The 16,068-nt window shown below is 43.1% G+C and carries 13 protein-coding genes; 10 read left to right on the plus strand and 3 right to left on the minus strand.

Annotated elements, in window-relative coordinates; translation table 11 throughout:
* Nucleotides 1-36: 36 nt before the first annotated feature.
* Nucleotides 37-93 carry a hypothetical protein gene (locus tag ACVFI8_RS20715; RefSeq protein ID WP_457873839.1) on the minus strand — a complete coding sequence of 19 codons (57 nt, stop codon included), beginning with the start codon at nucleotides 91-93 and terminating at the stop codon, nucleotides 37-39.
* Between ACVFI8_RS20715 and ACVFI8_RS20720 the strand changes: the two genes are divergently transcribed.
* Nucleotides 73-555: an FKBP-type peptidyl-prolyl cis-trans isomerase gene (locus tag ACVFI8_RS20720; RefSeq protein ID WP_248711698.1), complete on the plus strand. Its 483-nt coding sequence runs from the start codon at nucleotides 73-75 to the stop codon at nucleotides 553-555. The genes ACVFI8_RS20715 and ACVFI8_RS20720 overlap by 21 nt on opposite strands.
* A 13-nt stretch (nucleotides 556-568) precedes the next feature.
* Here the strand turns inward: ACVFI8_RS20720 and ACVFI8_RS20725 are convergent, their stop codons facing one another.
* Nucleotides 569-2,098: a phospholipase D family protein gene (locus tag ACVFI8_RS20725; RefSeq protein WP_457872546.1), complete on the minus strand. Its 1,530-nt coding sequence runs from the start codon at nucleotides 2,096-2,098 to the stop codon at nucleotides 569-571.
* A gap of 192 nt (nucleotides 2,099-2,290) precedes the next feature.
* Between ACVFI8_RS20725 and ACVFI8_RS20730 the strand changes: the two genes are divergently transcribed.
* From ACVFI8_RS20730 to ACVFI8_RS20740, 3 genes are all read left to right on the plus strand, one after another.
* The gene (locus ACVFI8_RS20730; protein WP_248711696.1) at nucleotides 2,291-4,429 is read left to right on the plus strand and encodes a YgiQ family radical SAM protein; all 2,139 of its coding nucleotides are present in this window, start codon (nucleotides 2,291-2,293) and stop codon (nucleotides 4,427-4,429) included.
* Nucleotides 4,430-4,799: 370 nt separating this feature from the next.
* The gene (locus ACVFI8_RS20735) at nucleotides 4,800-5,813 is read left to right on the plus strand and encodes a D-alanine--D-alanine ligase (protein WP_457872547.1); all 1,014 of its coding nucleotides are present in this window, start codon (nucleotides 4,800-4,802) and stop codon (nucleotides 5,811-5,813) included.
* Nucleotides 5,814-5,986: 173 nt separating this feature from the next.
* On the plus strand, nucleotides 5,987-7,165 hold the full coding sequence (locus ACVFI8_RS20740; RefSeq protein ID WP_457872548.1) for a N(5)-(carboxyethyl)ornithine synthase: 1,179 nt from the start codon (nucleotides 5,987-5,989) through the stop codon (nucleotides 7,163-7,165).
* Between the two features lie 166 nt (nucleotides 7,166-7,331).
* Here ACVFI8_RS20740 and ACVFI8_RS20745 read toward each other — a convergent pair whose 3' ends face one another.
* Entirely contained in the window at nucleotides 7,332-8,234 is a 903-nt protein-coding gene (locus ACVFI8_RS20745) for a LysR family transcriptional regulator (RefSeq protein ID WP_248711693.1), read from the minus strand.
* 407 nt (nucleotides 8,235-8,641) lie between these two features.
* On the opposite strand from ACVFI8_RS20745, the gene ACVFI8_RS20750 reads away from it, so the two are divergent.
* From ACVFI8_RS20750 to ACVFI8_RS20775, 6 genes are all read left to right on the plus strand, one after another.
* Complete coding sequence (locus ACVFI8_RS20750; RefSeq protein WP_457872549.1) at nucleotides 8,642-10,255, plus strand: tetrathionate reductase family octaheme c-type cytochrome; 1,614 nt, start codon at nucleotides 8,642-8,644, stop codon at nucleotides 10,253-10,255.
* A 24-nt stretch (nucleotides 10,256-10,279) separates the two neighbouring features.
* Nucleotides 10,280-10,888, plus strand: a complete 609-nt coding sequence (locus tag ACVFI8_RS20755; RefSeq protein WP_248711691.1) for a cytochrome b/b6 domain-containing protein — start codon at nucleotides 10,280-10,282, stop codon at nucleotides 10,886-10,888.
* Between the two features lie 24 nt (nucleotides 10,889-10,912).
* Entirely contained in the window at nucleotides 10,913-11,257 is a 345-nt protein-coding gene (locus ACVFI8_RS20760; protein WP_248711690.1) for a hypothetical protein, read from the plus strand.
* Nucleotides 11,258-11,342: 85 nt separating this feature from the next.
* On the plus strand, nucleotides 11,343-12,629 hold the full coding sequence (locus tag ACVFI8_RS20765) for a rhodanese-like domain-containing protein (protein WP_457872550.1): 1,287 nt from the start codon (nucleotides 11,343-11,345) through the stop codon (nucleotides 12,627-12,629).
* A gap of 421 nt (nucleotides 12,630-13,050) precedes the next feature.
* The gene (locus tag ACVFI8_RS20770) at nucleotides 13,051-13,800 is read left to right on the plus strand and encodes a hypothetical protein (RefSeq protein WP_457872551.1); all 750 of its coding nucleotides are present in this window, start codon (nucleotides 13,051-13,053) and stop codon (nucleotides 13,798-13,800) included.
* 634 nt (nucleotides 13,801-14,434) lie between these two features.
* Nucleotides 14,435-15,991, plus strand: coding sequence for an amidohydrolase family protein (locus ACVFI8_RS20775; protein ID WP_457872552.1), 1,557 nt, complete (start codon nucleotides 14,435-14,437; stop codon nucleotides 15,989-15,991).
* The last annotated feature ends 77 nt before the right edge of the window (nucleotides 15,992-16,068 follow it).

Here is a 16,068-nt window from a genome sequence, read left to right on the forward strand (position 1 = left end):
TTGTTTAATGAAGCTTTAGAATTGCCACTTTATTGGCTAGCGCCACACTTTAAAAATACCAAGGAACTTTACATGACTATCGCAAAAGACGATGTTGCAATTATTGAATACACCGTAACCGCCAATGGCGAACAATTAGACACGTCTGAAGGCAAAGAGCCACTCGCAGTAATTGTTGGTTTAGGTCAACTGGTACCGGGTTTAGAGCAAGCCTTATTAGGTAAAAAAGTCGGTGATAAATTTGATGCGGACATTGCCGCTGAAGATGCCTACGGTGAGCGGAATGATAACTTGGTTCAAGCTGTGCCTAAATCTATGTTTGGTGATGTTGAAGTGGAAGTTGGTATGCAGTTCCGCGCGACGACTGACGAAGGCGAACAGTCTGTAATTATCATTGGTATGGAAGAAGACGAGGTGATTGTTGATGGCAATCACCCATTGTCTGGTATCGACTTGGCGTTCACTATTGAAGTGATCGAAACCCGTAAAGCCACCGAAGAAGAGTTAGCACACGGTCACGTGCATGCTGAGGGTGGTTGTGGTCACCACCACTAAGCACTAATAATACTTATAGTTGGTCTTCTACCGGTAGTAGGCCAACTATCCACGCTTGAAACTTCCGCCATAGGCTAGCCTTAGGTTCTGAGGTATAAACCGCTTCGGCTTGCTCTCGTCGCTTTTCTATCCACTGTAAATCTTGCTGTTGATCTAATTGCACCCGGTAACTTTTATAAGGTAAATCGGCATTTACCCCTTTAACGATGACCTTTGCTAAGTTGGGGCAGGTGAGTAATAGACCCATTTCTGTGTTGAGATTAATAGATCTAGGATCCCAGTTAAACGAGCCAATGAATATTTTTTCTTCATCTACCACAAACATTTTGCTGTGTAGGCTGGCGCGTGAAGCACCTTTACCGAAAAAGGCCAAACGTTGTTTTTGTTTTGCATCGGGCTTCACTTCGTATAGAAACACATTGCCGGCGACTAATTGTTTGCGGTATTTTTTATAGCCGGAGTGCACGGCTGCCACATCGGTTGCGGCTAAAGAGTTAGTCACGACACTCACATCAATCCCTTTATCTGCCAAGGCAATTAGCCCCTCTGTTCCGGCTTCACCGGGTACAAAGTAAGGCGAGCTAAGTAGGATTGATTGTTCTGCGGCCTCTAACACGCCAGCTAAATTAGTAGATACATCAAAGGGGTAATTGGAATCTTTGTTGGGATGGTCGACCAATACTCGGCCGTCACACCAGTAAATGAAGTCGCGGAAGCTTTGGTTTTCGAGTATTTGTTGGTGTTTCAAGTGCGCCTTAACAAAAGACTTAACGCTGTGCTTGAACATCTGCTGCTCTAAGCGTCGAAATTGTGCTTGTACGTCAACGTCTTTGCTATTGAGCGCTTCAATTGGGTAAGCTCTAACATCATTCCAGTATAAGTCGAAAGCTTGGTTAACTTCGGCCACTAGTGGTCCAATAGCGATAGCGTCTAAATCGGTAAACTCTAGGTCATCTTGAGCGCTGAAGTACTCGTCACCAATATTTCTGCCTCCTACCACGGTGACTAAACCATCGATGGTTAGTGACTTGTTGTGCATTCGACTATTTAGGCGATCAAAGTCGCCTAGCATATTGGTACCACGAAAATTGCGGTCGTAAAACGGGTTAAATATGCGGATTTCTATGCGGTCATCTAAGGCTAAGGCCTTAAGAACATCATCGTAGTTAGACGTATTGATATCATCTATCAGTAGTCTTACTCTTACTCCTCGGTCGGCCGCTTCCAGTAGGTAGGCGAGAAAAATTGCGCCAGTCATGTCTTCTTTGATCATGTAGTACTGTGCGTCAATCGTTAATTCGGCTTGTTTGATAAGCGCAATGCGTGCGGCAAATGCGCTAATACCGTCTGACAGAATAGTGATGGCGGTTTTCTCAGGCTGATATTGAGTAATTTGCCGAACTTTGCCTTTGTTAATAGATTCACTATCTGCTGTTAGCGTGTAGCTAGGATGTTTGAATTGGGCAATCAGCTCATCACTAGGGCGTTGAGCACAGGCTAATAACAGCTGACTGATAAAAAAAAGAAAAATGAGATGTCTCATAGGTACGAGCAAGTCCATTTGGTTAACGCAATATAAGCAACTAAATATTAAAAGAAATTTTAGACTATTTCGTAAACCATAGCTACTAGATGGCGTTATACATGGGCTTGATTTGTTAACTAGCTGTTAATCCGTTTCCTACCTACTTAGATTACGTATATAATGTCGCGCTTACTTTTCTGAGAATAAAATATGCACACTGCTGAAACCTTGTTTAAACCCGATACTTGTGTAAATCGTCAACGCGCCGCTGCGCCATTTTTGCCGATGTCTCGTAAAGAGATGAAAGTATTAGGGTGGGACAGTTGTGACATTATTTTGGTCACCGGTGACGCTTATGTTGATCACCCTAGTTTTGGTATGGCGGTCATCGGCAGAATGCTCGAAGCCAAAGGCTTTAGAGTGGGTATTATTGCCCAGCCCGAGTGGACCAGTAAAGATGCCTTTATGACCTTGGGCAAACCTAATCTATTTTATGGTGTTACAGCCGGCAACATGGACTCGATGATCAATCGTTATACGGCTGATCGTAAACTTCGTCATGATGATGCTTATACACCCAACAATGAGGGCGGTAAACGCCCAGATAGAGCGGTTATTGTATATTCTCAACGTTGTAAAGAAGCTTACAAAGATGTGCCCGTTGTATTAGGTGGCATTGAAGCCAGTTTGCGCCGTATCGCTCATTATGATTATTGGTCGGATAAAGTGCGCCGCTCAGTATTGTTTGATGCCAAGGCAGAATTACTTATTTATGGCAATGCAGAGCGCCCTTTGGTTGAAGTGGCATATCGCTTAAGCCAAGGCGAAAACATTGCCGACTTATACGATGTTCGTGGCACCGCCATCATACGTAAAGAAGCGTTACCCGGATGGAGTGGCTTAGATTCAAGCCATTTAGACAAGCCCGGTAAAATCGACCCTATTCCTAGTCCCTACACTGAAGTTGAAGAAAGTTGTTCATCAAAAGAAGAACCGGCAGCAGATAAAGGTGCAGATCAAGCGAAGCCGATAGTGGTGCAAATGGAGAAGAAGCGCCCATGGGAAAATGTCTATATTAATTTGCCAGCCTTCGAGCAAGTCAAAGTTAATCAAGTGTTATATGCACATGCCTCTAGAATTTTCCATCTAGAGACGAATCCTGGGTGTGCGCGTGCTTTAATGCAGCGCCATGGTGATCGCTATATCTGGCTTAATCCACCTGCCTTACCTTTGAGCACCGAAGATATGGACGGTGTATTTGGCTTGCCTTATCAGCGTATCCCGCATCCGAGCTATGGAAAGGCAAAGATTCCTGCTTATGACATGATTAAGTTTTCAATTAACATTATGCGTGGCTGTTATGGTGGCTGTACTTTTTGTTCGATTACTGAGCACGAAGGCCGAATTATTCAAAGCCGTTCGGAAGATTCCATCATCAATGAGATCGAAGAGATCAGAGACAATGTACCAGGCTTCACTGGGGTTATATCTGATTTAGGTGGGCCTACTGCCAACATGTACCGCTTGAACTGTAAGAGCCCAAAAGCTGAGGAAACATGCCGTCGCTTGTCTTGTGTTTACCCGAGCATTTGTCATCATATGGATACCGACCACCAGCCCACCATTGATCTTTATCGACGTGCGCGCAAAGTAGAGGGTATCAAAAAGATCTTGATTGCCTCTGGTGTACGCTACGACATTGCGATTGAAGATCCTCGTTATGTAAAAGAGTTAGCCTTGCACCACGTAGGTGGATACTTAAAGATTGCGCCAGAACATACTGAAGAAGGGCCTTTATCTAAGATGATGAAGCCGGGTATGGGCACTTACCATAAGTTTAAAGAGCTATTCGATAAATACTCTAAAGAAGCTGGCAAGAAACAGTACTTAATCCCTTACTTTATCTCTGCCCACCCCGGAACCAAAGATGAAGACATGGTGACGTTGGCTTTGTGGTTAAAGAAAAACAAATTTAGGCTTGATCAAGTACAAAACTTTTATCCTTCGCCATTGGCTAACGCAACCACAATGTACCATACAGAGCGAAATCCATTGCACAAGGTTAGCCATACTAGCGAGCGTGTATCGGTGGCGAAGAAGGGCAGGCAGCGTCGCTTGCATAAAGCTTTGTTGCGTTATCATGATGAAAAAAACTGGCCAATTATTCGTGAAGGTTTAGCAAATATGGGGCTTAGTAAGCTAATTGGTAGTGGCTTACAACACCTAGTGCCTGCAGAAAACCGTAAGGGGGCTAAACACAGTAATAGCCGAGGCTTTAAAGGCGCTAAAAATAGCAACTTTGCAGCTACCCGTTTTACCAGTAAACAATTCAAACAAAACCGCTCGTAGCAAGGTGTTTTACTCAGCTTGAACTAAGCACGCTACCTGTTTACCTCGCTAGACATTTAAGTCACTAGCGAGGTAAGCAAATTGGCGATCTTATATTACCTGGTGGCGTAAAGCTGTTTTTTAATCGCCGCTGACAATCAAACGCTAAAGTGCGTAACCGTTTGTTTTTCTGATTACTTACTATCTAGTTATTAAACCGACATCACTGGCCTAATCGTGTTAGGGTGTAAAGCTTATCTTTTTTAAACACATCACAGGTAAGCCGCCTTATCTTGTCTGTCGACTTTGTGATTTTAATCCTTCCGATTTGAATTCATCTCATAACTCCGACCTATGGTCCTTTGTGGACTCCACTTATTGGATGATTGAAATGAAAATTGAAATAGTAACTGCGGTAAGCCCAGCTCTGAAAGAAACTGGGTTTGGTTCGGCATTGGCTTGTAACGATGTATTCGCGTCTTTAACTCTGCAAGGACATGTGGTGCGGCTTAGCGAGTGTGGTTCTTTAAAAGACTTAGATGCCGTCACTCATCGTGAACCAGACCTGGTTGTTTTAGCGGCAAAATATATGCCTATGGAAGGTGGTGATAAGCTTTGGTTTTCTGATTATTTCGCGCAACACAACATTACGTTCTCGGGGTCGACCAGAGAAACCCTAAACTACGATTCCGATAAGGTTCTGGCTAAATCACGCCTAAGCAGCTTAGGTATAAAAACAGCTCGCTACTTTACGGCAACACCCGGTGAGTTTTCAGGCGAGGAAGAATTGCCGCTTTCATTTCCTTTGTTCCTTAAGCCCACCGATGCGGCCAATGGTAATGGTATCGATGACCAATCGTTTGTAGAAAACTTCAGTCAATTTCAAAGTAAAGTCTGTGCTTTGTATGCAGTGTATAAACAACCCATACTCGTAGAAGAGTTTTTAGCAGGTAAAGAGTTCACCGTAGCTGTGATTAACAGCACTGACGGAACCTTATCCATTTCTGCTATTGAATTAGAACCACCGTTGTCTAGCGGTAACTTAAGGATATTGGGCGCTGTTGTTAAAATCCAGGACACTGAAACGCTCAAAAAAGTTAATGCAGAGCAATTAGAGGAAGTTCAGCTATTAGCTGCTCATTGTTACCGTGCCCTAGGTGTTAGAGGGTATGGCCGTATTGACGTAAAAATGGACCTCAAGGGCGTCTGTTATTTTATGGAAGCGAACCTCGTCCCTGGGATGAAACGTGCTAGCAGCTATTTTCCCAAAGCCTGTGAGATAACTAACCAGCTGTCCTATGACGAGGTGATTAAATTAATGTTTAATGAATCCTTTATGCGTGTCTTGGCTAAACAATCGCTCGACACCATGTTTGAACCAGCACCTCTTAGCTGCGCTGTTTAGCCAGCTGATAATATTTCCCGCCCACATTAATAGAGAGTCGGCGAGTAAAACACCGACATTCGACACGTCTAAACGCTTGCTCGCAAGCAAACGAAAATACATGGCCTATAGGCGAAATTGATCATTCGTTCATAAAGTCACACCTAATAAAGTATTACCAAGGATAAGACGACATGAATACATTAAAAGTAGGAGTCATTGGGACTTCAAGAAAGCCAGACGAACGCCGTTTTCCCATTCATCCAAGGCATTTACATCGCATTCCAGAGGCATTGCGTCAACAACTCGTCTTTGAAGAAGGTTATGGCGCGCCTTTTGGGGTGTCTGATGATGAGATTGCAGCCTTAACCGGCGGTATTGCCTCTCGCCATGAGTTATTGGCTGAGCTTGGAACGGTCATCATTGCTAAGCCGGTATTGGCCGATCTACAAGAGCTTCGTGAAGGTGGAACACTTTGGGGGTATGTACATTGCGTACAGCAACAAGACATCACTCAAGCCGCCTTAGACCGTAAACAAACCTTGATAGCTTTTGAAGACATGTTTATTTGGTCTCCTAATGGTCATGTCGGTCGCCATACTTTTTACAAAAATAATGAAATGGCGGGTTATTGCGCGGTATTACATTCATTGCAGCTTAAAGGCATTGATGGGCATTATGGTAATCAGCGTAAAACCATAATCTTTGGTTTTGGTGCGGTGAGCCGTGGCGCAATTTATGCTCTTAAAGCTCACGGATTCAGAGATATCACCATTTGTATTCAGCGCCCAGAAGATCAGGTGCGAGAAGAAGTCTTAGACTGTCGATATGTAAGAATTAGAGCCGGTAGCGATGACGAAGCTCGTATGATGGTGGTAGAACACGATGGAACATCTAGACCGCTAACAGATCTAATTAGCGAAACAGATATCATTGTAAATGGTACCTTTCAAAATACCGAATGTCCTACCCATTTTGTCACCGAAGATGAAAGTCGCTGTTTGAAACCAAATAGCCTGATCATTGATGTGAGTTGCGACGAGGGAATGGGTTTCTTTTTTGCAAAACCTACTACCTTCAAACAGCCCATGTTTAAACATGAAACCATTGATTACTATGCTGTAGACCATACTCCGAGCTATCTTTGGGAAAGCGCCACGCGCTCGATTTCAGCCGCTCTTATTGTATATTTACCCGTTGTTTTAGCCGGTCGTGATAGTTGGTATGAGAATGAAACGATTCGCCAAGCTATCAATATTGATGGTGGCGTTATTCAAAATCAATCCATTTTGTTATTTCAACAACGTGAAGAAGATTACCCTCACTTGTATACTAATGCTGATAAATCCCTAGTGTTAAATAACATCGCTTAATAGCAGCTTGTAGGCGTTTGTTCGAAAAGTTTGTAGCTAAAGTAGGCCTTGGGTAACATCTCAAGGCTTAATTAACAACATAGTGCTAATAAGACGTCGAATCCTTTACTGTTCATCGCTCATACATACTGGTCACGGTGTTGAGTCAAATTGAAATTAGATGTGTTTAGCTACTCGCAATGCTTTTGGTGTATTCATCAATAGCTTTGGTGAGTGATTTTTTGATTTCTAGGATAGGTTTTGAGTGCGGGCACCACAAAGCAATTGGGATAGATATCCCATTTCTCACTTTGGTACATTGTACTCTAACCAAATTTTTAGAAATGTAGCCAATAGTTTCACTCCGTTTTGGCAGCGCGGTCCAGCCCAAATTCATTTGTACCAATTTAATAGTCATTGCTAATTGGTCTACTTCGTCATAATTCGCTGACAGTACCACTAAGCTATTCATGTTTTCATCTAGTAAGGATTTGAGAACAAATTGACGAGTAGATTTTAAAGCAGCATATTGTTCGTCATCAGACATATTAAGCACTTCACTGTCTTTACTGACGTAAGGGACAAAATCGATTCCACCAAGTAGGGTATAGCTTATATTACTCATCGCTTTTGCATTAGTCACATTTACAATAGCGAAATGGATGGTCTCTTGTTCGAATCCTGCTCTGATTTCTGCTTGTGATCTTACAATGAGGTTGACTCGCATACGTGGATAATCGACAGCCAGTTGTTGACGAATGAGTGCCAATACTGTGTGTGGTATAAAGCTGCTGTAAGCAATGGTAATAGAGTCGAGCTCTCCGAAAGACAAACTAAGAGCAACCTTGTCGAAGGTTTTTGCTTGTTCTAAAGCTTGTTTCGCATAATGGTAAAGCAATTTGGCATCTAGAGTCGGTTCAACCACTCTCGGCGTCCGTTGAAATAACTCTACCGCCAGCATGTCTTCTAAGTTGGCAACAACTTGCCCTACCGTGGTTCGATGCTTATCCAGTTTTATAGCTGCTTTGCTAAATGATCGTTCTTCATATACGGCCACAAAGGCTTGTAGCTGTTCTAGGCTAAAATTCATTGTCTAATTCCTTTTAGGTAAAAGCGCGTTAATCACATGCTGTGTTATACACCGCTTTCCTTAGTGATTGCGGCAAATACTTATCATCATACAAAGCTTGGCTTGGAAATATTAGGGTAATGCGGACGCAATGTCTCATTAAGCCAAAAATTAACCTACATCAAAGCTTGGCCACTTTTTGTTTTCAATCGCTAATTTTGCGAAGTAACCATAATTAATTAGTGGTCTTTCTATCTATATTAGTAATCTATAAATAAGTATTTATTAAATTAGATAAATCTATTTTAACTGTGTGTTTGTCGATATTTTGGTTGGTGCAATGACGTTGGGATGCGAGAAGTAAACATTACAGCGATTTATGATAGCCAAGAGTCACTTCGCCAGAGGGTATAAGGTATTACTGATAGATGAAAAAACAAATAGCATTGCTGGTGTTATTATTAGGGGGCGCTGAGCTTGGTTTCGCCTCAACGATAGAGTCACACACTAGTCCTAGAAAACCTGTCAGCTCAATTGCCAGTACCGCCGATCATTCAAGTTTTGAGGTGTTAAACCAAGAGTTTGACTATGCACCTGATGTTACCGAAGCCTGCTTAGAATGCCACACAGAAGCGGCCAAGCAAGTACATCAAACTTTCCATTGGACTTGGGCTAAAAAAGTGGATGGCATCGATGTTGGCAAAGCCAAAAATGGCTTTAATAACTATTGCGTATCGGCTAAAGGCAACGAGAGTTGTACCCAATGCCATGCAGGTTATGGTTGGCGAAATGAAGACTTTGACTTAGAAGCTGAAGAAAATGTCGATTGCCTAGTGTGTCATGATACTACCAGTACCTATAAGAAATCGGCGGCTTCATCTGGCCATCCATATTATGAAGATCAAGTCATCGGAGGTAAGCTCCAAAAAGCCGTAGACCTGCAATATGTAGCCACCCATGTTGGTCAGCCAGAACGTCAAAACTGCTTAGCTTGCCATGCAAATGGGGGCGGCGGTAATGGTGTAAAACATGGAGATACTGACTTATCGTTAATTGATCCAGAGTTTGAACTGGATGTTCATATGAGCCCAGAAAAACTAGATTTTTCCTGCCAAGATTGTCATACCGCCAGCGAGCACAAGATTTCCGGACGTTACAATGACCGCAAGGCCTTTGTTGACCACCAACTAAATATGGGGCGAAGTGACAGGCAAGGTAACAACGTCTCCTGTGAGTCATGCCATAGCGCTACTCCACACCAAGATAGGGATATCGATAAGCACACCACCAAAGTCGCTTGTGCTGCTTGTCATATTCCAGAAATGGCGCGAGGCCCTTATTTAACCAAGCTTTCCTGGGATTGGTCCACCGCTGGCCAAACTAGAGATGGGAAACCTTTTGTAGAAGATCAAATATTTGATGGGGTTGAGCAACATGCCTATATGAGTAAAAAGGGGACGTTTACCTGGGGTAAAAACGTGGTGCCTGAATACCATTGGTATAAAGGCGAGCTTAAACAGATGACCTTGTTAGATACCATTGATCCAAGCCAAGCGCCCATCGACATAAATCCACCTACAGGCAGTTATAAGGACCCCGATGCTCGAATCTGGCCGTTTAAGGTACATAAAGGCAAACAGCCTTATGATACCGAGTTCAACCGTATTTTGCCGATTAAGTTGTACGGTAGAGCGGGAACCGGAGCATTTTGGACGGAATTAGATTGGGATAAAGCGCTGGCCGCTGGGGCCAAGCTGAATCACCTTGAATTTAGTGGTCATTATAGTTTTATCGAAACTAACGGGTATTGGCCGATTAAACACATGGTAGCACCGGCAAATAAATCGCTGGCTTGTTCTGCATGTCATAGCAGAGATAGCCGCTTGAATGGGCTAACCGATTTTTACCTGGTGGGCCGCGACAGTAACCGTTTCGTTGAATATTTTGGCGCCTTGGCTATCTGGGGCGGATTAACCGGCGTTTTATTACATGCCTTGTTGCGAATACTTACCCTTCGCCGTCGTAAACCTAAGCAGCGTTAGCAGCGATCAGTACAGGACATAATTATGAGTAAAGCGGTGTTGATATTTAAACGTTTTGAGCGTTTTTGGCATTGGGCACAAGCGGCTTTGGTATTATTGCTGATGCTTACCGGGCTTGAACTGCATGGGATTATTGAGCTGTTTGGCTTTGGCCAAAGTTCCCATTTTCACCACTGGGGAGGCTTTATTTGGACAGCGTTGGTGATACTTATTTTTACTTGGGTATTTACCACTGGTGAATGGAAACAATTTATGCCTAATAAAAATGGCATAGATGGGGTGCTAAGGTTTTACCTATATGGAGTATTTGTAGGAGAGGCTCACCCTCATCATATGTCGGCCGAAGATAAGTTTAATCCTTTACAACGTTTGGCGTATTTAGGTTTGTTGTTTGTATTGATCCCATTACAAATAATCACTGGGCTTATTTTCTTCTTTTTTCCAGAGTTACGTGCAGCAGGGTACATTGAGCAAATCGGTACTATCGCGATTATTCATACTTTTTGTGCTTATACGCTTATCGCATTTCTGGTCGTGCATCTCTATCTCATTACTTTAGGCCGCAAGTTGTCTAGTCATATGCAAGCCATGTTAACCGGTAAAGAGTCAGCAGATGAATCAGACAATCACTAAATGAAAGTGTAAGAGGAAGTAAGCATGAACAAGCGATTTGTTATTAATAAACTCCTACTGGGTGGTTTTATCGCACTACTGTCTAGTGGGGTTTTAGCTGACTCAGCAAAGGGTCAAGAGTATTACCTAGAGTATTTGAAACCGTTATTTGGCTATAACGGTCAAGACTTTGCTGCTCAGCACTTAAAGGTAGAGTGGAAACGCTACTTTAAAAAAGATGCTAAGAAGTTTATAAAAATGTATACCAAGAAACACCCAGAAGCGAGTGAATTTCTGCAAAGTGAAAAATTTCTAGAGATAGCACCAGACCTAAAAGATTTTGCGATGAAATACGCTGCCGATAGTGGCGAGCTTGCGGCTTGTGACTAGCAGTGCCGTCAGTCAATAACCATAACTAAACCATTTATTTTGGGTTTGCTCGTGTTTGAGTAACTTAGAAATCTGGAGGGATCCCATGTTGAATAGAATGATGATTATAGCGACATTACTGCTTACACCTATGTCGTTGATAGCAGCTGAAGTGGTTGGGAAAATCCAATCTATTTCGCAGAATGCGAAGGTGATTCAGTATTTAAATCCAAAAACCAAACAGGTTAAAGTCATTAAGTTTAACGATGCCACTACCTTAATTGATGCCGAATCATTTAAGGATCTAACGGTGAATACTAAATTTAAAGCTTCGGTAGATGAAAATGACCTAGCGACTAGCATTAAACGTATTTTGGTTAAATTACCCGCTGAACAAATTATTGATACTGATGCGTTGGCCGACTTATTGGATGAAGGTCAATCGGTGTTTATTGGCGATGCACGACCGTTGGCTATATACCAACAAGGCCACATACCGAGTGCCATGCCAACGCCTTCAAATAAACTGGCAGATAATCTAGATTGGCTGCCTGAAAATAAAGATCAATTAGTGGTGTTCTATTGTGGAGGGGTAACGTGCCCCTTAAGTCCAAAGGCTTTAAACATTGCCCAAGCTAATGGTTACACTAATGTAAAAGCCTATGTTGAAGGTTTTCCCGCTTGGAAAGGCGAAGTGTACCCGGCGCACGTTAATGCTGATTGGTTAAGCCAAAATTTAGACAAGCACCATGTGATCCTAGACGTTCGCACAAAGCCCGCTAAATCTATACAGGGCGCAGTGAATTTACCGGCTGAACAATTAGCTGCTATGCACCAGCAAATGAATCAAGAGAAAGTAGCAATTAGTCAGCGTACAATTTTCGAATTAAGGGATAAAAAAGCCCCCATTATTGTGGTGGCTGATTCGGGCGACGCTGAGCAAGCCATTGAAGCCTATGAAATACTAAGTTTTTGGAAGTTTAAAAATGTGACTATCTTGCAGGGTGGGATAAACCAATGGCTAGCGGCTAACTTACCGAGTGCTGAAGTTGTTAGTCAATTAATTTACGAGAAAAAGCTCGCCAAAGGCGCTATTACAGAAGCGGACTTTGTTAAAGCGGCTAAGCGAGGTACCGCTACCATTATCGATGTGCGTGACGGCGAAGAGCTTAGTCATGGCAGAGTAAAAGGGTCAATACATATTCCACTTGCTGAATTGGACCAACATTTAGCTAAGATCCCGAAAGAGGGCCTGGTGATTTTTCACTGCGCTGGTGGTTCTCGGGCGTCTTTGGCCTACACCTTGTTAACCAACAAGGGGTATACCAATGTTGGCTTTTTAAACGATAGCTTCGCTGATGTGGCACAAGCTAATGGCATCGAGCTATTGTAGCTTGGGTAGGCATCCGTTAATTTAATACCGCTCAAGATCTTGAGCGGTATTATGAGCGCATCGATAGTGGGGGATAACACCCCCGCTTTGCAACACGGTAATCACCCATTCAACAGCCAGTCGTGCTGTAGCAAGGCCGTGATTATAGCGTTCGTTCTCTAAATGATAGCCAATCGCCAAGGTTCGTTAACAGTGTTAACCGTCTATCTCTGCCATAAAGATCTTGGTGATCATGCGGGGCGGCGACATTCATTGAAGTAGACGTAATGCCTACACGAGCCAATATTTGTATTACTGGCTTATCACACCCGCTGTGTGCATATTTAATTGGTGATGATTTCATCCTCTGCAGACGATTATAGAAAGAGTGTTTCTGCGATTAATCTTTGTGCAACTTAAATCAAGCACAGAGACCAAAGATATGAATACGTCAGCTTTTAGAAAACTTGTTATTGGAACGGCCTTACTTAGCGGATTTAGCTACGCGGAAGAACAAGCTCCAGACCATGACCCATCTGACTTAACCAGAGCCACCACATCGGCTTATGCAGCAATGAGCAACGAAGGCGATTTTAAAGTGTCTGTTTCTGGTTCCTTTCAAGTTAACGAAAAGCAAGAAGCGATGCTAACTGTTGAAGGTACCATGGATAACCAAGGCCATTACAGTGACAGCCGTATTCAATATTTCCATGTTTTTTCAGTCGATAACAACATCGTGCCTAAAGTCGCCGCATCGATAGACATTATCGATAATTCTGCGTTTACCACCGCGGCATTGGGTGGCATTGCAAATTTCCAAACGGGCAGTGACAAGATAAACCTCTTTGCTCGCGCAGGCGTATTGGGTGGGGAGTATAAAAGTGATTTTACAAAAGTGATGGGTGAATCTGACAGTGTGACTTACGGTGCAACCGGCGACATATTTCTTATTATGAAACCAGGTAAAGACGGGACATATTTCATGATAAATCCAGAGTATACCTACATGGGCGGCAGTATAAATACCTCGGTGTTAAAAACGACATTATTGGCTTCTACTCCACTATCTCAAGATAAAACGCGTTGGGGGCAAATCAAAATCGAGAATACTTACGGTACCTCAGAATCTAACCATTATTCCCTAAAAACCGATGACACGGTGGTATGGGCTTTGTATAAGGCGTTCTTCTAAGTGATTAGAGAGCAGCGCTCATGTAGAAAAGATATAGCGAGAATCCAACAACATACAGTGACCACCTATAGGGTCGCTGATGTGGTCAGCGAGTCCAAATATGGAACGCTATGCCTTACCAATGACTCAGGGTTGCACGTTGCATTCAATGGTTGTGTTGTTGGCTCCCGCTTATTCTGTAGAGTGGTTTTGGTAGCGATTGCCTAGATTATTTGGATGTATTTTTATCTATTGGTAAGCCTTCATCACTGTATATTTAAGGTCTGTGGTATCAAACTAAAACAACAAGTTTTCTCTTTGTTTACAAAGGCGCTAATCGATGATTAGCGCCTTTTTTGTTGCCTACCACCCACTAGGGGGACTTTTTTCATTTCAGCATTAGTTCAATTGTTTGTTGTCTAGCGACTTCAACCGCTGATTTCTTTAATGGTTTTTCTGGGAGCGTCCTAGTAGGGCAATCGTTTAGCCGCCAGTTTTGACGCCTTTTGTTCGTGGTGATGATTCAGTGCTCTGCAGCGCATTAACCCGAATTCGAAAGCGCCAGTATATTAGCGAACGAGTTAAGGATGGTTGCAATGAGACAAGCCATTCGATTTATCAGACAACAATAATTGTAGAAAAATGAGGATTTACCATGAAAACAAAAAACTGCTTAACTCCACTTGCTTTAGCTATGGCTTTAATCGGTTCGGGCGCTTACGCACAGGACTATGATATTGCCATCCTTAACGGCCAAGTTATGGATCCAGAAACTGGTTTTAACCAAGTTGCCAATGTTGGCGTGAAAGACGGAAAAATTGCCGTCATTACCAGTGACGAGATTATAGGCAAAGAAGTGATCCAAGCGCAGGGCCATGTAGTCGCACCCGGTTTCATCGATACTCACTCGCACAATTCACATATTCCGTTTGGACAAAAGCTGCATTTACGTGATGGCGTAACCACACCTCTTGAACTGGAAGTGGGTGTATATCCGGTTGATGCGTTTTACCAAAGCTTGGAAGGGCGCTCGTTGACTAACTTTGGGGCGACCGTGTCACCAGCGGGTATCCGAGAAAAAGTGGTACACCCAGAGTACAATTCTACAACGGGCTCGATAGTACAAGATATCTTTCATGCAGAGTCGCACCAGCATTCTCATGTGACCATGGAAGTGCAAACCTTTGTACCCAATGCTGAACAAATAGACCAGATTAACCAAATGGTAGATGAAGGCATTAAACAAGGCGCTTTAGGTATTGGTGTACCAGTGGGGTACATGAGTAAAGGTGCCACCTCAAAAGAGACAGTATCTTGGCAACAAATAGCCAGTAATTATGGCATGTCTACCTTCTTGCATGGCCGTTTTTCTAGCCAAATGCCTGATACAACCGGTGTACTGGGCTTCCAAGAAATGATTGCTAGTGTAGGAATTTATGGTGGTGGTTTGCTCATTCAGCATATTCACCAGCAAGCACTAAACAAAACGCCAGAAGCGTTAGATATGATTGCTGATGCTCGTAAAGCGGGCCTAAATGTATCGGCAGAAGTCTACCCGTATTATCAAGGTGCAACCATTGTAGGTGCAGACTATTTAGTCCCTGACAACTATGGGCCTAATATGGGCAGAACATACTCAGACATTATAGAAGTTGAAACCATGAAGCCGCTCACCAAGGAGCGTTACGAAGAGTTAATGAAAACCAACCCCGGAGCATCAGTTATCTTTGCGGGTATCTCTGAAGAAGGTTTGTTTGATGCAATGGCAAATCCAGCCACATTAATCGCCAGCGATGCGTTTCCTTTAACTGTAACTGCAACCGGTGATATGGCGATTGATATAGATACTGCCTATGAAGCGGTACAGGGTCATCCTCGTGCTGCTGGCACGCACGCCAAGGTATTACGATTGACCCGTGAAAAGAACATTATGCCGCTGATGACAGCAGTGTCAAAAATGAGCTACATGCCGGCTAAATACTTAGAAGAGAATGGTGTGAAAGCAATGAGTAACAAAGGGCGTGTGCAAGTCGGTAAAGACGCAGACATTACTATCTTTAACCCAGATACAGTCCGTGATAACTCTACTATGGAGGCAGCTGGCTTGCCTTCAACGGGCATCCCATACGTATTGGTTAATGGTACTATCGTCGTAAAAGACTCTAAGGTATTGACCGATGTTCGTCCGGGCTTAGCGGTAAAATCTAACTAGGCATTACAACTCGCTAATACGTATATGACACCTATAAATGCGGTAAAGATGTGAGGTCTTTACCGCGTTTTTAGATT

The sequence above is a fragment of the Agarivorans sp. MS3-6 genome (assembly GCF_054112545.1).